General features: G+C 53.3%; 18 protein-coding genes. 11 read left to right on the forward strand and 7 right to left on the reverse strand.

The window, feature by feature from the left end; all coding sequences use genetic code 11:
* The first annotated feature begins 7 nt into the window (after nucleotides 1-7).
* The 9 genes from K365_RS0112260 to K365_RS0112300 all read left to right on the forward strand — a co-directional run bounded on the left by K365_RS0112260 (nucleotide 8) and on the right by K365_RS0112300 (nucleotide 13,478).
* Nucleotides 8-1,735 (forward strand): NADH-dependent [FeFe] hydrogenase, group A6, encoded by a 1,728-nt coding sequence (locus tag K365_RS0112260; RefSeq protein ID WP_029725248.1) that lies wholly within the window; start codon nucleotides 8-10, stop codon nucleotides 1,733-1,735.
* Nucleotides 1,736-1,827: 92 nt separating this feature from the next.
* Nucleotides 1,828-2,232 (forward strand): response regulator, encoded by a 405-nt coding sequence (locus K365_RS0112265; RefSeq protein WP_024334786.1) that lies wholly within the window; start codon nucleotides 1,828-1,830, stop codon nucleotides 2,230-2,232.
* Nucleotides 2,233-2,285: 53 nt separating this feature from the next.
* A complete protein-coding gene (locus K365_RS0112270) occupies nucleotides 2,286-4,187 on the forward strand; it encodes a GAF domain-containing sensor histidine kinase (protein ID WP_024334787.1) in 1,902 nt (633 codons plus the stop codon).
* A complete protein-coding gene (locus tag K365_RS0112275) occupies nucleotides 4,188-6,239 on the forward strand; it encodes a TonB-dependent receptor plug domain-containing protein (RefSeq protein WP_156887720.1) in 2,052 nt (683 codons plus the stop codon). It begins immediately after the preceding gene.
* A 5-nt stretch (nucleotides 6,240-6,244) separates the two neighbouring features.
* Entirely contained in the window at nucleotides 6,245-7,783 is a 1,539-nt protein-coding gene (locus K365_RS0112280) for a sodium:solute symporter family transporter (RefSeq protein WP_024334789.1), read from the forward strand.
* Nucleotides 7,784-7,789: 6 nt separating this feature from the next.
* Nucleotides 7,790-9,790, forward strand: a complete 2,001-nt coding sequence (locus K365_RS0112285) for a [Fe-Fe] hydrogenase large subunit C-terminal domain-containing protein (RefSeq protein ID WP_024334790.1) — start codon at nucleotides 7,790-7,792, stop codon at nucleotides 9,788-9,790.
* A gap of 37 nt (nucleotides 9,791-9,827) precedes the next feature.
* Nucleotides 9,828-10,970 carry a hybrid sensor histidine kinase/response regulator gene (locus K365_RS0112290; protein ID WP_024334791.1) on the forward strand — a complete coding sequence of 381 codons (1,143 nt, stop codon included), beginning with the start codon at nucleotides 9,828-9,830 and terminating at the stop codon, nucleotides 10,968-10,970.
* A gap of 225 nt (nucleotides 10,971-11,195) precedes the next feature.
* Nucleotides 11,196-12,980 carry a sensor histidine kinase gene (locus K365_RS0112295; protein ID WP_024334792.1) on the forward strand — a complete coding sequence of 595 codons (1,785 nt, stop codon included), beginning with the start codon at nucleotides 11,196-11,198 and terminating at the stop codon, nucleotides 12,978-12,980.
* A 30-nt stretch (nucleotides 12,981-13,010) separates the two neighbouring features.
* Nucleotides 13,011-13,478: a response regulator gene (locus tag K365_RS0112300; protein WP_024334793.1), complete on the forward strand. Its 468-nt coding sequence runs from the start codon at nucleotides 13,011-13,013 to the stop codon at nucleotides 13,476-13,478.
* A gap of 101 nt (nucleotides 13,479-13,579) precedes the next feature.
* On the opposite strand, the gene K365_RS0112305 is transcribed toward K365_RS0112300, so the two are convergent.
* The 7 genes from K365_RS0112305 to K365_RS0112335 are packed head-to-tail and all read right to left on the reverse strand — an operon-like array spanning nucleotide 13,580 to nucleotide 19,831.
* Nucleotides 13,580-14,482, reverse strand: coding sequence for a response regulator (locus tag K365_RS0112305; protein WP_024334794.1), 903 nt, complete (start codon nucleotides 14,480-14,482; stop codon nucleotides 13,580-13,582).
* A gap of 23 nt (nucleotides 14,483-14,505) precedes the next feature.
* Nucleotides 14,506-15,033, reverse strand: a complete 528-nt coding sequence (locus K365_RS0112310) for a YIP1 family protein (RefSeq protein WP_024334795.1) — start codon at nucleotides 15,031-15,033, stop codon at nucleotides 14,506-14,508.
* Nucleotides 15,034-15,091: 58 nt separating this feature from the next.
* Nucleotides 15,092-15,238, reverse strand: coding sequence for a hypothetical protein (locus K365_RS28270; protein ID WP_169432948.1), 147 nt, complete (start codon nucleotides 15,236-15,238; stop codon nucleotides 15,092-15,094).
* Nucleotides 15,239-15,265: 27 nt separating this feature from the next.
* On the reverse strand, nucleotides 15,266-17,113 hold the full coding sequence (locus K365_RS0112320) for an SLC13 family permease (protein WP_024334796.1): 1,848 nt from the start codon (nucleotides 17,111-17,113) through the stop codon (nucleotides 15,266-15,268).
* Between the two features lie 38 nt (nucleotides 17,114-17,151).
* Entirely contained in the window at nucleotides 17,152-17,580 is a 429-nt protein-coding gene (locus K365_RS0112325; RefSeq protein ID WP_337833250.1) for a response regulator, read from the reverse strand.
* Between the two features lie 41 nt (nucleotides 17,581-17,621).
* Nucleotides 17,622-19,349: a sensor histidine kinase gene (locus tag K365_RS0112330; RefSeq protein WP_024334798.1), complete on the reverse strand. Its 1,728-nt coding sequence runs from the start codon at nucleotides 19,347-19,349 to the stop codon at nucleotides 17,622-17,624.
* Nucleotides 19,349-19,831: a universal stress protein gene (locus tag K365_RS0112335; protein WP_024334799.1), complete on the reverse strand. Its 483-nt coding sequence runs from the start codon at nucleotides 19,829-19,831 to the stop codon at nucleotides 19,349-19,351. Before K365_RS0112335 ends, K365_RS0112330 begins: the two co-directional genes overlap by 1 nt.
* Before the next feature lie 440 nt (nucleotides 19,832-20,271).
* Between K365_RS0112335 and K365_RS0112345 the strand changes: the two genes are divergently transcribed.
* Together K365_RS0112345 and K365_RS0112350 are read left to right on the forward strand one after the other, a co-directional pair.
* Nucleotides 20,272-20,694: a response regulator gene (locus tag K365_RS0112345; RefSeq protein ID WP_024334800.1), complete on the forward strand. Its 423-nt coding sequence runs from the start codon at nucleotides 20,272-20,274 to the stop codon at nucleotides 20,692-20,694.
* Between the two features lie 86 nt (nucleotides 20,695-20,780).
* The gene (locus tag K365_RS0112350; RefSeq protein ID WP_024334801.1) at nucleotides 20,781-22,187 is read left to right on the forward strand and encodes an SLC13 family permease; all 1,407 of its coding nucleotides are present in this window, start codon (nucleotides 20,781-20,783) and stop codon (nucleotides 22,185-22,187) included.
* Nucleotides 22,188-22,221 lie beyond the last annotated feature (34 nt).

Below are 22,221 nucleotides of genomic sequence, written 5' to 3' on the forward strand. Positions count from 1 at the left end.
GTATATCATGGTAGCATTGACGATTGACAATCTGGCCGTGGAAGTCCCGGAGGGCAGCACCATACTTGAGGCTGCCAGAAGTGCCGGCATTCATATCCCCTCGCTGTGCACCCTTGCCGAGATCCAACACAGCCCCGGCGCATGCCGGGTCTGCGTGGTGGAAGTGGAACGGGCCCGGTCCCTGGTGGCGTCCTGCGTCTATCCGGTGGCCAACGGCATGAAAGTAAAAACCAACACCCGCCGGGTGCGGGAAGCCAGGCAGCAGGTGATCGGGTTTCTGCTGTCAGATCACCCCAAAGATTGCAACATCTGCCAGAAACACGGCAATTGTGAACTTCAGCAGGTGGCGGAACTGGTGGGACAGCGGGAGATTACGGTACCTTGCACAGACTTTATCGTGCACGATATCGATGATTCCACGGACGTTCTGGTCCGGGACATGGCCAAGTGTATCCACTGCCTGCGCTGTGTCACGGTGTGCGCTGACGTGCAGGGAGTCTCCCTGCTCACCCCTGAAGGGCGGGGGTTTGATTCCAGAGTGGTGCCTGCCATGGGTCATTGCCTGGCCGATTCCGCCTGCACCTTCTGCGGCCAGTGCACCGTGGTCTGTCCAACAGGGGCCATTGTGGAAAAAGACCATACCGACCGGGTGTGGGCGGCCCTGGAAGACCCGGCAAAACATGTGGTTGTTCAGGAAGCACCCGCCATCCGGGCCCAGCTGGGAGAAGAGTTCGGCATGGCCCCCGGAAACCTGGTCACGGGCAAGATGATCACGGCCCTGCGACGTCTTGGATTTGACCGGGTGTTTGACACCAATTTCACGGCAGACCTGACCATTGTCGAAGAAGGCCATGAACTGCTGCACCGGGCCAAAACCGGTGGAAAACTGCCCATGATCACCTCATGCAGTCCCGGATGGATCAAGTTCATCGAGCATTTTTATCCGGACCTGCTGCCCCATCTGTCCACCTGCAAATCGCCCCAGCAGATGTTCGGGGCACTTGCCAAGACCTATTATGCCCAAAAACAAGGCATTGATCCGGCAGACATTTTCGTGGTGTCCATCATGCCGTGCACAGCCAAGAAATTCGAGGCAACTCGGCCTGAAATGCGTTCGTCCGGACACCGGGACGTGGATGTGGTGCTCACCACCCGTGAGCTGGGCCGCATGCTCCGCCAGGCCGGTATTGATCTGGCCATTTTGCCGGAAGGGAAGTATGATGCCCCCATGGGCCAGTACAGCGGTGCAGGCACTATTTTCGGAACCACGGGCGGCGTCATGGAAGCAGCTCTCAGAACCGTATATGCCGTGGTGACCGGAAAGGATCTGCCCAGCCTGGATATTACAGCGGTCCGGGGACTTGACGGCATCAAGGAAGCGGCCCTGGAGATCGGAGAACTGGGAGAAGTCCGGGCCGCAGTGGCCCATGGTCTGGGCAATGCACGAAAGATTCTGGACCGGCTTGCCGCGGGTCAGGCGGATTATCATTTCATTGAAATCATGTCCTGTCCGGGCGGATGCGTGGGCGGCGGGGGCCAGCCCCTGCCTGCCAGCGATGAAAAACGCACCCTCAGGGCCGGGGCACTGTACCATGATGACAAAAATGTACAGGCCATCCGGCAGTCCCATGAAAATCCGGCCATCAAGGCCTTGTATGACAGTTTTTTAACAAAGCCGCTGGGGAAAAAGTCCCATAACCTGCTTCACACCCGATATACAGCCCGGGGCATATGATTTCATATAAACGGACATGACACCTGTTTTTAAAAATATCTGCAAATGGTCATACCCTTTGCAGCCAACCCTGAAAACAAGAGGAAAACACCATGACAAAACAACATGAAATCCTTGTGGTGGATGATGACATGGATATCCGCGACAGCCTCAAAATCATCCTGGAAAAAAAGGGGTATGCGGTTCGTCTTGCCGGCAATGGCAAAGACGCGTTACAAAAACTTACGGAACAAAAACCGGATCTGATGATTCTGGATGTGATGATGTCCACTGATACCGAAGGATTTGATCTGGCCTATGAACTCAAAAACATGCCGGACTTTGAAAACCTGCCCATTATCATGCTCACCAGTTTTATGGACAAAGTCCGGGAAGAGGGGCCGGATCAGTTTCAGCATATCATGGGCGAGGCGTGGCCTGTCAAATGGCTGTTTGAAAAACCCATCGATTCGGGCAGACTGATCAAAAAAATAGCCGGTATCCTGCAGACACCCTGAACCGGCATAAACCATGTCCACAGCCGGACATAACTGCTGAGAGGGACAATATCATGGTGATGCCATTGCCGGAAAAAGAGCGTGCCCGGCCTTCCAATACCTTTTCTCGGATTTTGTGTGCTGAACTCAAAACCCGCAGTCTATGGCTGATACGGCTGCGCTGGGCAGTTTCCCCCGTCATTGTTGCGGCCGTGGGCGCGGCAATGACGTCAAGTTATCAGCCCCCCCGGTTGGCCCTGGTGATGATCGCCGGGTGGATTCTGTGTTACAACCTGCTGTTATGGGCTTGGGCCCATGGCCTGAAACCGTCCGACTGGCAGAACCAGACCGGTGTACAAAAGTTCATCTACTGGCAGCTCGGGCTGGATTATCTGGCACTTCTGGCCCTGATTCATCTCACCGGCGGCATTGTCAGCCCGTTGCTGTATTTTTGCGTATTTCACATTTTGTTTGCTGCCGGGCTCCTGCCCCGGTTTTCTGCTTTCAAATTTACGGCTGCGGCAATAGGGGGAGCCGCACTCATCACCCTTGGCGAGTTTTACGGGTGGATGGCCCCCCATTCTCTTACGGGTGCTGCAGACCCCATGGCCCCGTCATCCTTTTTTCAGGCAGGCCTGTATCTGTTCTTTTTTGCTGTGACCCTGTCAATTACCGCCTGGCTGGCCACCACCGTCATGGGTCTTTTTTTTCAACGAATGCTGCAACTGGATGCCAAGTCAGAAGCCCTGGCTGACTACAACAAGCGGTTTGACGTCCTTTTTGCCATGATCAAAACCATCGGTACCATCCGTCACCTGGATCAGATTCTGGAAATCACCACCCATGACCTGGCAAAGGCGATGGATATCAAAGCGGTTTCCATCAAACTGCTGAATGAAGATGGTACCCACCTGGTCTACAAGGCCAGTTGGGGCCTGCCGGAAAAATTTATCAAAAACCGGCGGGTGTCTCTGGATCAAAGTCCGTTGAACCGCCGGATTATTGAAGGAGAACCATTTATTACCGGACGTCCGGACGACCATGAAATGTTTCAATTCGGCGAGGATCTGGTGGCTGCACGAATTCAGTCGGTGCTTTTTGTCCCCATGGCAGTGGAAGACAAAACCATCGGGGTGCTTGGGGCGTATTGCGTTCTTCCGGACCGCTTTTTATACGATGATATTGCCTTTTTGCGTCTGGCCGCCGGTATGGTAGGTATCGGCATCCATAATTCAAAAGCGTATGAGGCGATTGAGAATTCTGCTGAAGAAAGAACCCGGTTCATGATGCGGGCGGCCCACAACCTGCGGGCGCCTTTGTCCGCTGTCCTGAGTATGCTGGAAGTCCTGCGTGAGCGGCATCTGGGGAAACTGACCCCGGATCAGGCAGAATACCTGCGCCGGGTGGACCGCCGGATCCATACCATGCTGGATATGATCAATGAACTGATGCACCTGTCAACCAGCCGGAGCCGGCAGACAACCCCTTCCAAAAAACCCCTGGACACAGCATGGCTGGGAGGCCGGCTGGAAAGAACTTTCCAGAACACGGCAGCAGAGCGTAAAATCGATTTCAAAGTAACAATGGAAAATGATCTGCCGCCGGTCTCAGGAAACAGTGAACAGATTGAACAGATGCTCGAAAACCTGGTGTCCAACGCCATAAAATACACCCCTGAATGCGGATGGGTGATGGTGGCGTTTACAGGCGCACCCGGAAACAGGATTGCCATAAGCATTTCTGATTCAGGCATCGGCATTCCCGAAAAAGATCAGTCCAGGCTGTTCACCGAATTTTTCCGGGCGGACAATGCCCGGGAAAAACAGGAACAGGGCACGGGCCTGGGCCTGGCCATTGTAAAGGAGATCGTGGATGCACACCAGGGAAGCATACAGGTGAAAAGCCGGGAAAATCACGGGACAACAGTTCTGGTTACCCTGCCGGCCTCACAGATGATCAAGGAGGAACACAATTAATTGCGTGGTTTGTTTATCATACCCCTGCTGATGTTCACGGTGTTTTCCAACCAGACACCGTTTGCCGGCCCATCATCGCCCGGTGACACCCAGGCATTGGACACCATTGTGGTCACCCCCGGCCCCTGGCGCATCATCCATACCGCTGCGCCGGCGGCATCCGGCCGCATCAGCGTGATCGGGTCTGAAACTGTCGTGTCTGAACAACCGGTCAGTATCACCGACATGATCATCAAAACGCCGGGGGTCAGCAAGACAACCGATTCCATCTGGGGAGGTGATATCAATATCCGCGGTCTGGGGCGTAACCGGCTGGTCCTTCTGATCGACGGGTGCCGGGTGAATACCGCAACCGATATCAATGCACAGTTCGGTCTCATCGATCCCATGGAAGTCGCCCGGGTGGAAATCATCAAAGGACCGGTCAGCGCCCTGTACGGCTCCGGTTCCATCGGCGGGGTGGTCAATATCATCACCCGGCAGGCGGCGTTTACCCGGACACCGACGTACCACGGCACCATGGCGGCATCTGCGGCAACCAATCCATCCGGGGTGGATGGATACAGCAATCTTTCTCATTCTGATCCGGACCAGTGGGTCTATGTGTCAGCAGGATACCGGAACCGGGACAGCTACAGGGACGGAAGCGGCCTTCGTGTCCCTAACAGCCAGTTCCGGGATCTCCAGGGAAAGCTGTCCCTGTCCAGACGATGGAACAGGGCAAACACCAGCCGGTTTCAGGTTCAGCGCTATCAGGCGGATGATGTCGGTATTCCCGGGTCAGGCACGGCACCGCTGCCTGTCAACAGTGATGTCACCTATCCTGACATCAGCCGGACCCTTGTCAATTTTCGGCATGATACAAATTTTGACGGCCTGAAACTGGTATCATCCGGCATCAATGCCTATTTTCAGCGAATAGACCGCAATGTCAGAATCGACCGGTTCACCAGCGGGCCAATAGAAGAAATTCTGCCCCGGGCCCGCCACGACACCCTGGGTATCACCTGGCAGAACCAGGTGGAAATCGGCACACACAATATCATGGCCGGTGTGGATATCTGGAACTGGTCCTATGAAGGGATGCGCACCCGGCGGTTCACCAGCGGCACCATCATCCAGGACATGCCGCTGGCAGATTCCTCCCAGCTTTCCGCAGGCATCTTCATTGAAAACAGCTGGCTTGTCACCAGCGCCCTGGAGGCGAAGACAGGGTTGCGTTTCGACCATGTCTCAGCTGACAGCGATCCCCTCTACTCATCGGTTTCACCACCCGGTGTCCTGATCCGTCCGGGTGACAGACAGACCGACATGAACTGGAGCGCCCACGCAGGACTGACATGGCATTTTTCCGACGACTGGCATATGACAACGACCGCTGCTTCCAGCTATCGGGCACCTGATTTGATGGACCGGTTCAAATATATCTATTTTTCTTTGGGCAATGAATTATACGGCAACCCGGATCTCGAACCGGAGCGGTCCATTTTTCTGGAAACCGGCCTGCACCACCGTCAAAACAGACTCCATCTCGATCTCACCGGTTTTGTGAACACCCTGGAAAATCTCATTGCCGACCCCAGCCCCGGGGGCGGAATCCGCCGGCTGGAAAATATCGACCAGGCCCGGATTTATGGATGTGAGGCAGGCATTCGCTGGTTTTTCACCCCCCGTTTACAAGGTTACAGCACCCTGGCTTATACCCGGGGCAGTAACACCTCAAAAAATGAGGATTTAGCGTTTATCCCCCCCCTGAATGGGGTAACCGGCCTGGGCTGGGATGATTTTCAACGGTTCCGGGCAGGTGCTGAAGTGGTGTGGGCCGCTGAACAGGACCACATCCCGGAAGGCATCGATTCCACAGATGCCTGGGTTTCAGTGAACCTGACCGCAGGGTATACCTTTGTTCTCAACAATATCCGGCACCGCCTGGGACTGCATGTCAACAACCTGCTGGATGCCGATTACCGCAACCACCTTTCCACCTCCAGGGGATTTGTCCTCAAAGAGCCAGGCATCAATGCGGGGCTTTCCTGGATGATGACGTTTTAACCGCCATGAAACCGCTGGATATCCTGATAATGGCTGCCTATTTTGCCGTGATCGTATGCGTGGGCGTGGCATCTTTCCGGCACCGGGATACGGACAGCGATTTTTTTCTGGCCAACCGGTCCATGCACTGGCTGCCCATCGGGCTGTCCATTACCCTGACAGCGTTCAGCGGCATCAATTACACCGCTTTTTCCACCGAGGTATTCGGTCACGGACTGTATGTGGCCCTGAGCGTGCCGGTATTTATTTTTGCGGCCTTTCCGGTGATCGGCATCGTCATGCCCTTTTATCATCAACTGGGGATTTGCAGCGCCTATGAATACCTGGAAAACCGGTTTGATGTCAGGGTCCGCACCCTGGCTTCCGGCCTGTTCATTCTCTGGCGTATCTTCTGGATGGCCACGGCCCTGTATGTGCCGTCCAAAGTGCTGGCGCTGCTCACCGGCCTGAACCTCTACGGGATCATTTTCGTGACCGGCACGGCCGTGACCGCCTATACAGCTGCCGGCGGCATCCGTGCCGCCATGTGGACGGATGTGTTTCAGTTCATTGTCCTGGTGGGTGGTTTGCTGATCATCCTGTATCTGTCGGCGGCCCGGTTTTCAGGAGGTTTTGCCGGTATGATCGAAACCGGGATGGCCGGGGACCTGATGAAACCGTTTCATCCTTTTGATCCGGGCATTTTTTCTCTGGATCCCCGCATCCGGATCACCTTGTGGAGTGCATGGATCGGCACCTTTGTGGCCTTCATGTCCCGGTACGGGGTCGACCAGGTCATGGTCCAGCGGTACTTTACCGCCAGAAGCCTTTCCACGGCCCGGATCGCATTTCACCTGAGCTACGCGGCATCGATTTTTTCCCTGATCCTGCTGGCCTTGCTGGGATTTGCCATGTACAGCCATGTTGTCCACACATCTGCTGCTCCCATAGCGGCCAACCCGCCCATGGCATGGTTTGTTCTGTTTATCACTTCCCTTCCCGCCGGTGCCACCGGTCTGGTGGTGACAGGGTTGGCAGCCGCTACCATGTCCAGTGTGGATTCAGGTATCAATGCCTGCTGTGCCGCGTTTGTCACCGATTTTTACCGCCGGTTCCATCCCGGCCGCGCATCTTTGCAATCATCGGGCATCAACCGGCGCCTGAGCCTGTTTTTCGGCTTGGTTGCCACTGTGGCAGCCATGGGCGTTTCACACATGGGGACCGTCTTTGAAATCGCCAATAAAATCATCAACGGGTTCGGCAGTCCCCTGCTGGCCATTTTTCTGCTGGGCATGTTCAGTAACACCGCAGGCAGCCGGGGAATGCTTGCCGGCGGGATACTGGGAACCATCTGGAGCGCCGGTGTCAGTTTCGGTATCCCGGGGATGGCCCTGCATTATTATGCGGTGGTCAATTTTCTGGGAACCTGGCTGCTGTGTTTCGGTGCCGGCTGGATGGACCGAAGATTTCTGGGGGGCGGGCCGTCCGCCGGGCAGCTGGCCTGGACATGGCAGGCCCTGCACCGGCCCGGACACGGGCAAAACAATCCTTTTGAACGGAGATGATCCATCATGCGCGTACACAATCACCACCCTCTGGTCACTACCATTCAGGAAAAATGCCGGGCCTGTTATACCTGTGTCCGTGAATGTCCGGCCAGGGCCATACGTATTTCATCCGGCCAGGCCGAGGTTCTGGTGGAGCGCTGCATCGGATGCGGCAACTGTTTCCGGGTCTGCAGCCAGGGCGCCAAGCAGGTGTATGATTCAATGGATGAGGTCCGGCAGCTTCTGGCCTTCAACCAGCCGGTATCCGCCATGCTGGCGCCAAGCTTTCCGGCGGCTTTCAGTGACATCCCCCATCAAATTCTGGTGGGGATGATCCGGGCACTTGGTTTTGATACCGTTCACGAGGTCGGATTTGGTGCCGATCTGGTGGCCGCCGCATACAAAAAACTGATGGCCGATTTTCCGCAGCGCAAGTTTATCGCCACCACCTGCCCGGCCCTGGTCGCATTTGTGGAACTGTTTCATCCGGGTCTGAAGGACCGGCTTGCACCGGTGGTATCCCCCATGCTGGCCCAGGCCAGGGTCCTGCAGCACATTTACGGACCCGGCCGGAAACTGGTGTTTATCGGCCCCTGTATCGCCAAAAAAGCGGAACAGGACCCGGACAATCCCGGAGAAATCAACGGCGTGCTCACCTTTATTGAGCTGCAGAAAATGCTGGATCAAGCCGGCATTACCCCCCAAACCGCCGAGAAAAGTGATTTTGATGCTCCCCGGGCCTTTCTAGGGGCATTGTTTCCCATTACCAGGGGAATCCTTCAGGCTGCGGACATAAACGAAGACCTGATGGCTGGAGAAGTGGTGGCTGCCGACGGCCGGGCTGATTTTGTCGAAGCAGTCAAGGAAATGGAGTCTGGGGCTCTGGATGCACGCATGCTGGAAATCCTGTGCTGCAGCGGCTGTATCATGGGCCCGGGGATCCAGAACCTTCTGCCGCTGTTCAGCCGGCGGTCCATGGTCAGCCGGTATGTGCGATCTCGGGCCCATGCCGGGGCTCACCAAGAGGCAAAAAAATGGATGAACCGGTTTAAAGATCTTTCTTTATCCCGGCGGTTTGCCTGCCAGAAAAATACCGCGATCCTGCCGTCAGCTGCGGATATCACCACCGCACTGCACGGCATGGGCAAAACCAGGCCCACAGACGAACTCAACTGTGGCGCCTGCGGATATGACACCTGCCGGGACCATGCAGAGGCAGTGGTCATGGGTCTGGCTGAACCGGAAATGTGTCTGCCCTATACCATAGAACAATTGCGCAACGCCCTGTCTGAGCTGAATCAGTCCAGACAGGAACTGGCCGGGGTCCAGGCCGCCCTGATTCAGTCTGAAAAACTGGCCAGCATGGGTCAGCTTTCGGCAGCCATTGCCCATGAGATCAACAATCCCCTTGGGGTGGTTCTGATGTATACCCATATCCTGCATGATGAGTGTCCAAAAGATTCCGCCATGCGGCAGGACCTGAAAACCATTGCCGAACAGACGGAGCGCTGCAGGAAAATCGTGGCCGGTCTGCTCAATTTTGCCCGGCAGAACAAGGTGATGTACCAGCCGGTAAATATCGATGAACTGGTGCAGCGGTGTCTGAAGACCACACCCACCCCCGGAAACATCCGCATTGCATACCAATCTGAGATCACTGACCCCATTGTGGAAATAGATGCCGACCAGATGACCCAGGTACTGGTGAACCTGATTACCAACGCGGTTGAAGCCATGCCTGACGGAGGTGTTCTGACCCTGTCCATCCGTGAAGACCCGGGCCGGGTCATTTTCAGTGTCACCGATACCGGCATCGGCATCCCGGCTGAAAATCACGCCAGGGTTTTTGATCCCTTTTTTACCACCAAACCGTTCGGAAAAGGCACCGGTCTGGGTCTGGCTGTAAGCTACGGCATTGTTAAAATGCACCGGGGAGACATTCAGATAAAGTCCAATACGGACCGGTCAGCCGGTCCCACCGGCACCACCATGACCATTGCGCTGCCCCGCACGGCCCGGCAGTGACAAATAACCCTGTTACACGGATTTTGGAGAAAAACCAATGGAAACGTTACACCTGCTTGTCGTGGATGACGAACCGGCCCTGGGCGCTGCGGTTGTTCGGGTTCTGAAAGAGTATACCATACACGTGCCCGAAGTTGATCTGACGGTGGGTTATGGTATTGTCTATGTGGACACGGGTGAAAAAGCCATGGAGATCCTGGATGATTCTGCTCCAGACCTGCTGCTGCTGGACCATAAGCTGCCGGGAATATCGGGCCTGGATATCCTCAACTATCTTAGTGATCCGTCTCTGGATATGCTGACAATCATGATCACCGCCTATGCCACCCTGGAAAATGCCGTTGCCGCGACCCGTAGGGGGGCCTATGATTTTCTGGCAAAACCGTTTACACCCGAAGAACTCAAGGCCACGATTTATCGCGCCACCAAGCATTTGCTGCTCTGCCGTCAGTCTGAAAAACTGGCCCGGGAAAAGCGCAGAATACGGTTTGAATTCATCTCTGTTCTGGCCCATGAGCTCAAGGCCCCCCTGGCTGCGATTCAGCAATATCTTGATATTGTGCGCACGGCGGATCCGGCGGTGGATGCCGGTCTGATCCGGCAGCTGGCTGACCGCAGCCTGGAACGGGTCAAGGGCATGCGTAAACTGATCCTGGACCTGCTGGATGTCACCCGGCTGGAATCCGGACAGAAACCCAGACAAATGATTTGGGTGGATCTGCTAAAAACCGCGGCACTGGCTGTGGAAAACATGACCGGGCCGGCTGAGGAACGCGGCATTACCATGGAAATTTGCAGCGATGGGCCCATCTGCGTCTTTGCCGACCCGTGGGAGATGGAAACCATTTTAAACAACCTGGTATCCAATGCCGTAAAATACAATGTTGACAACGGCCGGGTAACTGTCACCCTGTCTGTTACCCAACACTTTGTTTCCATTCAGGTATCTGATACCGGCATCGGTATTTCATCCCAGGATGCCGACCGCCTTTTCAAAGAATTTGTCCGCATCCGAACCCCCCATACCGACCGCATTGCCGGTTCCGGACTCGGACTTTCCATCATCAAAAAAATTGCAGCGCTTTACAACGGGGATATCACCCTTGAGAGCATCCCGGGCAGTGGAAGCTGTTTTACGGTTACGTTGAATACGCCCATGGGAAACATTCCGCCTGACTGAAACAATCCCTGTCCACCGGGTGTCCACGCAAAATTGACATTCAAAGACCATCTTCACCCCAGCGAGGACCTTCGCGTTTGCATCAGATCATATAATTAATAATTACAATTGGTTAGATATACCCACAAATCATGCCTCATCTGGCACGTTTTTTGATTATCTGGAGTGGTAGCCGCATAAAAACCGTAACTTGCAACACGACACTGTCAATACAGGAAAAAACCAATGAACGGCCATGATACCAATACCATAACCCCGGACACCTCGTTGAACCCACCGGAAAAGAATTCCTACCGGTATCTTTTCCGGCGGTTCACCCTGCTCACCGTTGTCTGCTCCATTGTACCCCTCCTGCTGGTGGGATGGGGGTTAAATATCCATTACACCTATTTTGCCCAAACCCGTATTGTCAGGACCTTTGAGGAACAGGTCGCCAATCACGGCCGGTTCATCGAACAGTTTCTCAAAGAACAGAGCACCAAGCTTCGTCTGGTGGCGGATACCCATTCAAAGAAAGACCTGCAAAAGCCGGGCAGTCTCATGACCATCTTTGAAAACATGAACCGGGAACAGCCTTACATCATGGATTTAGGCGTCATTGATCAACGGGGCAATCACCTGGCCTATATCGGCCCCTATGACCTGCTGGACAAGGTGTATTTTCATGAAGACTGGTTCAAACAGGTGATGCAAAAAGGACTGTATATCAGTGACATGTTCATGGGTTTCCGTCAGGAACCGCATTTCATCATTGCCGTGCTCCGCCGGGAAGAAGAAGACCAGTGGATTTTAAGGGCCACCATCAATACCCGGGTATTCCGCACCCTGGTGGAAAATATGCGCGTCGGTGAAACCGGAGAGGTCTATCTGGTCAATACCCGGGGGGTTTATCAGACCACTCCGAGATTCGGCGGATCCATCATGGACCAGGCTGATGTGGCCGTCGATCCATTCAAGGATCCGGTCTCCGTTGATGTATTCAAAAAAAACAGATCCTCCCGGTTCTCCGGCCAGGTGGTGGGCAGGTTCTGGCTGACCCATCCGGAATGGATGCTGGTGGTCAAACAGGCCCGTTCCGAAACCTTTGAAGAGATGGACCGGGCCCGGTTTGTCAATCTCATCTTTCTGCACTTAAGCGCTCTGAGCATTCTGGTGGCCGCCATATTCATCACCCGTTATATGGTCGGGATCATCCGGAAACGCGATGACCATGCGGCCCGGTTGAACAACCAGCTCATGCAGGCCAGCAAACTGGCCTCCATCGGGGAGCTGTCCGCGGGTGTGGCCCATGAAATCAATAACCCGGTGGCCATTATCATGACCGAACGCCAGCTGCTTTTAGACCAGTTTCAGCAGACAATGATGGAAGATCAGGCATTCAAAAACCAGTTTTTGTCGTCCATGGATCAGATTGCCCTGCAGTCCCAGCGGTGCAAACGCATCACCCACAATCTGCTGCGGTTTTCCAGGCGGACCCGGTCCATGATCGAATCCGTCGACCTGAACCGGTTCGTTGCCGAGGTGGTGGACCTGATGGAACGGGAGACCAAAACCAGCGGAATCCGGCTGCTCACCGATCTGGATCCCGACCTGCCCGCCATTCAGTCGGATTCCTCCCAGCTGCAGCAGGTGTTTTTAAATCTGATCACCAATGCCGTGGATGCCCATGAAGGAAAACCTTACGGGTCCATCCGCATCAGTACCCGATATGATGCCGATGCCGGCGGCATTTTTCTTTCCATTGCCGACACCGGGAACGGTATTGATCCAAAACATATGGACCGCATTTTTGATCCGTTTTTTACCACCAAGCCCGTGGGAAAAGGCACGGGTTTAGGGCTTTCCATCTGCTACAGTATTATCCGGCAACTCAAAGGCAATATCACCGTCAAAAGCGAACCCGGGGAAGGCACGGAATTTATCATTTTTCTGCCCCTGACACTATCGGAAAAAGAAACCAGGGAATCCGGTCCGTCCGGCCCTGACAAAACATCAGACCCATCAATATAACCGGATAAACCCATCCGGAAGGAGGCTGTTATGAAAGGAAGCAAAATCTTACTGGTCGATGATGAAATTGTTTTTACCACCAATATGTCCAGACTGCTGGTGAACCGGGGGTATCAGGTCACGGCCGTGAACAGCGGAGATGCGGCGGTCCAGGAGCTGGAAAAAGATGATTTTGACGTGGTGGTGCTGGACCTGAAAATGCCGGGCATGGACGGCATTGCCACACTCAAGGAGATCAAGAAACTGGACCTGTTCACCCAGACCCTGATCCTGACGGGGCATGGCTCCATTGACACGGCACTGGAGGCGGTCCGGCTGGGGGCGTATGACTACCTGACCAAACCCTGCGAAATCGATGATCTGGTAAGCAAAATCGAATGTGCCTGGCAGAAAAAAGATGAACACGTCAAAGAGGAAATGCAGGAAAATGTCCAGAAAATTATCGAATCCCCCCATTCGGTATTTGACCTGTATCCATCCAAAGACAAAAAAAAATGACCCGCTGACATGGCGGCAAAAAAGACGGTGCGCAGAGGGAATTCCGCGCTACGCACCGTCTTTTTTTTATGATAAAATTTTAGGCTGTTGAAACAGCCGGTTCAGCTTTTCAATATCTTTTCCATTTCAAAAAACAGATCCTGTTCCCGGATGATACCCACGATCTTTCCCGCCACTGTCACCAGCAAACGGCGTTCGTTTTCATGGAGCATCATGTACGCCGCCTCCATGAGATTGGCATTGCCGTCGATAAAAGCCGGCAGCGGGGACATGGCTTCCGTGATCTGTTTCTTTTTTATCTCCTTGATTCCCTGGGTGAACATCCCGGTCCAGAACATGGGAGAATATTCGATACTGTCGGCTAAAAACGGCTTAGGCGCAGACAGATACCGGGGCATGAGCATCTCCAGCAGATCCCGGATGGTCAGAATCCCTTTGATCTGATCATATTTGTCCACGATGAGAATGGACCGGTGACCGGTTTCCATTAAATGGTCCGTGGCCATTTTGGTTTCAAAGGATGATTTAAGTTCCAGAATCGCATCCTGGATGGTCTTGGTTTCAGAGATCTTGGTATACTCGGTGATGGGAATCATCACTGCGGTCACCCGCCGCTCCTTATGGGCCGGCAGTTTGTCGCTCAAGTGACAGGCCTCTTTGATTTTTGCGGCCAGAAGGCCGATGTCACAGGGTTTGTTCAGGTAATCAAACGCCCCTTCCACCAGAGCATCCCTGGCCGAGGGTCTGGCCCCATGTCCGGTGAGCATGATCACTGGCAGGTTTGCCTTGATTTTTTTAATCCGGTTCAATGTTTCATGCCCGTCCATCCCGGGCATCTTGATATCCAGGACCACCACATCCGGTTGTTGCTCCAGTTTTTCCAGGGCCTGCTCGCCATTTTCCGCCAGAATGACGTCAAATCCCTTTTTCTCCAGAATTTTGCGGGTGGTTTCCCTGAACCGTTTTTCATCATCCACCATCAATACTTTTATCTGCTCGGTCATTGAATGTTCTCCTCGATTTATATTTAATTTTTCACAAATGCCAGATGGGCTGAATACACCAGAAAAAACAGCACGATTGTGGAAAGTGCCACAATCACGATGGATTTTTTCCATGACAGATGACACGTATGTTTCAGACCGGTGCATATGAGCCACCATTTCCACGGTTCCGTGATCCAGACCAGAAACGGCAGCCAGGACAAAAAGAGTGTCACCCCGGATGAAAACGCGTAAATGCTGAACACAATGGCAAAGGGTGCTTTTTTCCCGGCGACCATGACCATGGCCATATATCCCAGAACAGATGAAACCAGAATCATACCGGCTGCGTTGATGAAAAAGATGGGTGTCATGATCCGGACCGGCTGGGAATACGCCCCGGTCAGCAGACTTGCCAGGGTATAGAACAGGCAGCAGATCACCATGAACTCCACGGCCCGGCGCGGGCGTGTTTTTTCCTTTAATTCCTTGAAAAACAGACCCGGTTCGATCAGCAGCTGGATCAATGCATAGGCATAAAACCGGCCGGCTTTTAACACAGCAGGTATCATCACAGGGCCCTCCACTTCATTGTGATCCGAAAATCCATGATTTTTCTGCTCACCCTCACTATAAAAACTTCACCACAACACCGGATGCCAGCATGATCAGCGTCATGACAAAAAAGATCCGGCGTTCAAGCTCTTTGGTGAAAAACAGTTTGCCATCCTTGAACATGGCAGATTTTTTCCGATTTGATTTCAATCTGTTTTCCATGGTGTTTTTCTCCTTTCAATATCTGAATCAGAATCCGGGCAGTGTGCCGAATCCCCTGAAACTCCAGTAAATACCGGTAAACAGCAGCAGTACCACATTGGCGATAAAAAACATGGGGATCCCCACCCGCAGGTAATCTTTGGGCTCCAGATATCCGCTGGCATACACAATGGCATTGGGCGGGGTCCCGATGATCAGGCAGTAGGCAAACGAGGATGCCACTGCCGTGGCCATGGCCATGAACGGCAGATATGTGGATCCCGGATGCACCATGCCTGCCATATTCAGGGCGATGGGCCCCACGGACGCGGCAGCCGGGCCGTCGGCCATCAGGTTGGTGAGCACGGATGTCAGGCCGTTGCTGATCATGAGCAGGGGCAGGCCGGATTCCATGCCGAACTGGGACAGAAAATCGATCACGGACCGGGCCAGCCAGTAGGCAGCCCCGGTGCTGTCCAGGGTCCGGCCGAAGATAATGGCGCCGGCGTACAGCCAGACCACGCCCCAGTCCACCTTTTCCTGGTAATCCCGCCAGTTGACCACCCCGGCGATGATGTATGCGATGGCACCGGCCACGGCGATCACACCGATGCCCAGCCGGATGGGCACGATCCCCATCTGGTAGAATGATTTTTCCGTGAACCACCCGAACACCATGATGACAAAAATCACCAGGGCCCAGATCTGCTGCCGGTTCCACCCGCCCATTTTATCGATTTCGGTTCTGAGATGATCCATGGCCGGGGCCAGGGAAATGATTTTCGGCCGGAACCGAAGGTTGGTGATGAACCAGGTGACCGGAATCATGACCAGCACAAAGGGAAAGCAGTAGGTGACCCATTGAAAATACCCGATATCAATGCCGAACATGTCGGTGAGATAAGTCATCATAATCACGTTTCTGGCCCCGCCGGAAGGGGCGCCGGGACCGCCGATGTTACAGGCCATGGCAATGGAAATCATCAGCAGTTTGGCCAGCTCCTTGTCCTCGGGCACCTCGTCGGTGAGGCTGTTCTGATACAAGAGCATGCCGATGGGCAGAAACATGGCGGCCAGGGCATGGTCGGAAATAAAAGATGCCAGCGGTGCGATGATAATAAAAAAGATCAGGGTGATCCACTTGGTGTTGGGCACGGCCAGTTTTTTGAACATGGCCAGGCACACCCGCTTGTCCACCCCGGTTTTGACGAATGCGGCCGCAAACATCAGGCTGCCCATGATAAACCAGCAGGCATCGCTCCAGTACAGCATGGCCACTGCCTCCCGGGACAGCACTCCCGTGAACACATACAGCAGGCCGATGCAGAACGCCACGGCCGGCAGCGGGATACATTCGGTCAGAAAACATAAGACCACAAACGCGCCCACGGCAATGGCCACCTGGATATGCCAGGCCCCTTTGTCCGCGGCAGACTTGTCTTTGCCGGTCAGTTCTTCGTATTTCAATCCCTGTTTTCTTAAGTCCAGGGCACTGTTCATGACTGACAGGAACCGGTCTTCATCCACCTGGTTTTTGATGAAATTAAACGCAAGTTCAAAATTCTTCGGGTCTGCATCGATCTTGTTTTTTTTGCACCATTTCAGATCCCGGGCCAGATAGCGCCCTTTTTTCAACGCCCCCATCTGCATGTTGGCTTCCATGATCCGGGCGGCAAGCAGCTGCCACTGGGCCGCATCCACACTGTCCACTTCAAACAGCTCTCTGGTGAGATGGTTCACCACGGCTTTGGGACCCACCTGGTACTGGGTGCCCACATCCCTCATCCCGTTCGGGGTGGGAATCAGCAGCAGAACCGCCAATGCCAGGACCGGAAAGATGAACACCTTCCAGTTGATATATTTGTCATATCCCGTCACTTTTTTTTCTTTTTTCATGTACCCCCCTCCATTGCATCGGTTTGAGATTCCACTCATTATTGTTTATCGTCAGGGGCATCCATCTCTTTGCCGGATGTCAGCCCCCTGATCTTTTCATCGAGCCGCTGTCTTTTTTCAAACGCCTCATATGCCTTGGTCACAATGTCATCGATATCCGCCGGCTTCATCACGTAATCAAACGCCCCGAACTGAAGGCCTTCGATGGCCGAATCCATGGTGGCATGGCCCGTGAGAAAAATCACCTCCACCGGCGGACACAGAGTTTTTATGGCCCTAAGGGTTTTGAATCCGTCCATCCCCGGCATCTTGATATCCAGAATCACCACATGTACATCGTGGGTTTTCAGCAGTTCCAGGGCCTGTTCCCCGCTTTGGGCCGTGATGACATCGATTCCTTTTTTTCCCAGCAATTTGGCCGTGGTTAAAAGATACCGTTCCTCATCATCCACCAGCATCAGTGTCATGTTTTCCAAATCATCCTTCCTTCCGGCGCAAAAAAACCGCCTCAGTCATCCTGTTTCTCCGATTCCGCCATGGGCAGGGTGATGATAAAGGTGGTGCCGTCATTCACCCGGCTGGTCACATCCATGGTGCCGGAAAAACTTTCGATAATGCCGTAACACACGGACAATCCAAGGCCAGTGCCTTTTCCCACCGGCTTTGTGGTAAAAAACGGAGAAAATACTTTTTCAATATGTTCCGGATGAATTCCGGCGCCGTTATCCGTGACCCGGATTTCGATCCATTTTTCATTCTTTAAAAATGCCTGGATATCCAGCCGGCCTCCGGCATCCGGATGCCGTTCCATGATCGCGTCAATGGCATTGTTGAACAAATTGAGCATTACCTGCTGAAACTGAGACGCATCGCCCATGAATCCGGGCAAATCTTCCGGAATGTTTTGAAACACGGCAATGCCTTCCACACTGGCCCGCTGTTCGATCATCTTGAGAATTTCCGGAATCTGTTCACCCGGATACAACAGCTGGACCCTTGTTTCATTCTTACGCCCGAATTTGAGAATCGCCCGGGTGATATCCGAGCACCTGGATACCTGCAGCGCGATCTGGGACAACGAATCCTCCAATTCCAGGATCTCCTCATCTTTGGGGTCTATTTTTTTGTTTTCGGACAGGTCCTCGAAAATGGAGGCCATCAGGGCATGTTCACTTTTGATGATCTGAAGCGGGTTGTTGATCTCATGGGCAAACCCGGCCGCCATTTCCCCCACCTCCGCCAGCTGGGTGGCCCGGATCAACTGATTGCCCAGGTCTTTTTTATCCCGGCCCAGCTGTTCGATACGCGTGAACAGTTTTTCCGTCATAAAAACGGACATGCCCACAATGATGGCAATGCCCAGCACCACGATCACCAGGCTGGCATACAGGGCATAGTAAAAAAAACGGAACGCATCCTTTTTTTCCTGCCTCACCACCAGTAGCCATTCCAGATCCTTGAGCCAGGTGGTGGCATACAGATATTTGGTTCCCTGGGGATCTGATTTGAGAAAGGTATGAATGATACTGTCTGACGATGGAAACGCTGAAAACTCCGGATCTTCTTCCATGACATTGACACCGCCGGACCGCCGTCCGGTCTGGGCGATGCCGTTGTTATTCAAAATATAGGCTTCCCCGGACCTGCCGATCCGCACACCGGAAACCAGCCGGTCGAAAAACAGGGTGTCAATAGTGGCCCGGAGAATCCAGGCATCTTCCCCCTCCCCTTTTTTCACGGCAATGATGAAATGGGGCACATTCCGATATCCCAGAAACACATCACTGATGTACCGCCCTTTTTCCATGACCTCCCGGAACCAGAACTCATCTTTGTATAATTTTCCGGTCAACTGGTACTGGCCCGAGTATCTGACATGAAGCCCCCGGGAATCGAACAGTCCCAGATCGATGAACGCACCGGATTTTATCTTCAGGATCTCAAACATGTCGTCGATGACCTGGTTGCGGCTGATGGATTCAAAATCAAACAGATTGGTTACCAGTTCAAGGTCTGATTTCCGTTCCAGAAGAAACGATTCAATCATGTCCCGATGGTCCCCTACAATGCGTTTCAGGCTGTGGGTGGAACTGTTTTCCAGTGCCGTGGTAAAATAATAGAAGCTGATGCCCACGGCCAGAAAAAGCGGGATCAGGGGAATGACAATCATATAGGTCAGAATATTGCGCTTGACGCGTCTGGCCCGGATATCTTCTTCAAGGCCTTTTTTATCCATTATTCTCTTCCCTTAAACGTGTCCGGATCCCTGACACTGACCACGGGCACGGGAGAATGCCGGAACACCTTTTCCGCCGTACTGCCGAACAGCACCCGGGACAGATTGCCCCGGCCCTTGTTGGCCATGACAATGAGATCGGCGCCATGGGTTTTGGCGGCCTGGATAATACTTTCCCATGGATATCCCACATCGATGTTCAATGTCATTCTTTGCTTGTCATCCGAAAACTGGCTGTCGATGAGCTGCGTCAGTTTTTCAAGGCGCTCTTTTTTCAAATCCTGTACATAGGTTTCCACATCCAGCCGGTCCGGATAATACTGACTCACCATTCGCACACTGTTTACATCCCGCTGGTTGACGACATTGAACACCACTATTTGTGCCTGGGTACTTCTGGAAATGGCCACAGCAGATTCAAGCGCCATCCGGGTATATTGGGAGAAATCCACACAAACCAGAATTTTATCAATTTTTTTCATTTCATCTCTCCTTATATTTTTAGACTCATTGTCCCTTAAAAAGGGTTCCAGTTAATGAGCGAATCAGCAATTAACATGCCATTTCATTTTCATCCGGTGTCTCTCTGGAAAACAGGCATTTTTACCGGAATATGTCCGGACAGGTTGTCAGCTATTTTTACGCATTGATAAATTTTTCAAAACAGGCCGGAAAAATCGGCTCTGTTTCAGACCTCTTTGAAAACCGGATATTGCTGTATTACCGGTTCATCAATAAAACGAAATGATGAACAAACGCCATTAACTGCTTTTGGGTATAAAAGTTGCAAATATCAAAATTTCAATACGAAGTTAAACATAACTGAAGACATACACATCCGGTCATTCAGACATGAATGAGGGCGGATGATCAATGAAAGGATAATTCTCTTATCATTACAAAGGAGATTAAAATGGTAACCATGATCAAGATGCGGCTCATGCTGGTGGATGATGAAGAACGGTTTCTTCAGACCACCGGCAAAATGATCCGCAAGAAAGGGTATGATGTGCTCACTGCGGTCAGTGGTGAAGAATGTCTGGAAAAACTGGTACAGGAACTCGTGCACGTCGTGATTCTGGATGTCAAAATGCCGGGCATGGACGGGGTGGAAACCCTGAAGAAAATCAAACACCGGTATCCCAGAATCGAGGTGATCATGCTCACAGGCCATGCCACGGCAGACTCGGCCGTGGAAGGATTGAAATCCGGGGCCACGGATTACCTTCAGAAACCCACCAGCGTGGATGATCTGATTGCAAAAGCGGAACAGGCCTTTGCCCGGCACCTGGAAATAGAGGAAAAAATCCGGCTGGCCGAAGCGTTCAAACAGTCCAGTATTTAAAATATGTGATCATTTTAATCTTAAGGATCGTTTCATCATGATAACATGAACGATAATCCTAAAAACGTATTTGGAGTAATTGTGTTATGGCTGACGTTGAATCTCTGGAAGAACCGGCAAGCACCAAGTCGATCATTATAAAATTTATCATTTCCCTGGCCTTAGGCATTCTGATCATGCTGCTGCCCCGACCGGAAACCCTGACCCCGGAAGGCCATCGGCTTCTGGCTTTGTTGACCTTTGTCGTTTTTCTATGGGTGAGCGAAGCAGTCCCCATCGGGGCCACTGCCCTGCTGGCCGGGGCCGGACTGATTTTTCTGAACATCCAGCCGGCCCAGGCGGCTTGGGCCCCCTTTGCCAGCCCGGCCGTCATGTTCGTGCTCATGATCATCATGTTCGGGGTGGTGCTCAATGAAGTGGGCCTGGCCAACCGCATCATGTACAACCTGCTCAAGTTCGCGGGCACGCGTATCAAGCGGCTGAGCCTGATTCTGGCCGTCGGGTGCACCATCACCTCATCCGTGTTCCATGATGCCACCATCACCGTGATCATGGTATTTGCCTTTGTACCCGTGTTCATGAGCATGGGCCTGAAACCGGGCCAGGGACACCGCCTGCCCATGTTTTTCATGCTGCTGATCCCTCTGTCGGCCTCTGCCGGCGGATTCGGCACCCTTCTGGGTGGCGGGCGAAACCCCCTGGCTTTGGAAGTGCTGAACAAATTCAGCGGCGGCACCATATCTGTGGGCTTTCTGGAATATATCTTCATCCAGTTTCCCATCTGTGTGATAACCGCCGTGACCACCTGGGCCGTGTTATGGGTACTGCTTAGGCCTGAAGAAAAAGAGCTGGAAGGGGTGGAGCTGGCAGATCCCGGCCCCATGAAAGGGGCGGAAATCGGTGTTCTGGTGGTTTTTATCATCACCTTTGTGCTCTGGTTTATGGGAGACCTGACCGGATGGCACTACAGTGTCCCGGCCGCCTTTGCCATTCTGGGATTCTGCGGCCCCGGATGGATTTCCTTCAGAACCATTTGTGACAAGTTTCCCTGGGAATCCTGGATCGTATTCGGGGCCGGGGTTTCTTTAGGGGTGGCCATGCTGGACAGCGGGGCCGGACGTTACCTGGCAGAGGTATGCCTGCCCCTTCTGGACGGCAAGCCGGAATTTGTGGTGTATTACGGCATGAGCTTTTTCGGCTCGTTTTTGTCCAGCCTGATGTCCAACTCGGCGGCCGTGGCATTGATGCTGCCCATCACCCTGCCCATGGCGGAGCTGATGGAGATGTCTCCGAAATCCGTGGCCATGATGGCACCCATGACCACCTCGTTCATTATGCTGGTCATCGGGTGTCCGCCTACCATCATTGCCTACAGCACGGGATATTTTTCCCAGGTGGATTTCATGAAAATTGCCATTCCCTGGTGCCTGGTTCTCCTGGTGGTCTGTGTGATCAGTATGCTGGTATACTGGCCCCTGATCGGATTTATATAACGAACCGGAAAACCGCCCGGTGTTTTACCATCCG

It is taken from the genome of Desulfotignum balticum DSM 7044, assembly GCF_000421285.1.
Classification (GTDB): Bacteria; Desulfobacterota; Desulfobacteria; order Desulfobacterales; family Desulfobacteraceae; genus Desulfotignum; species Desulfotignum balticum.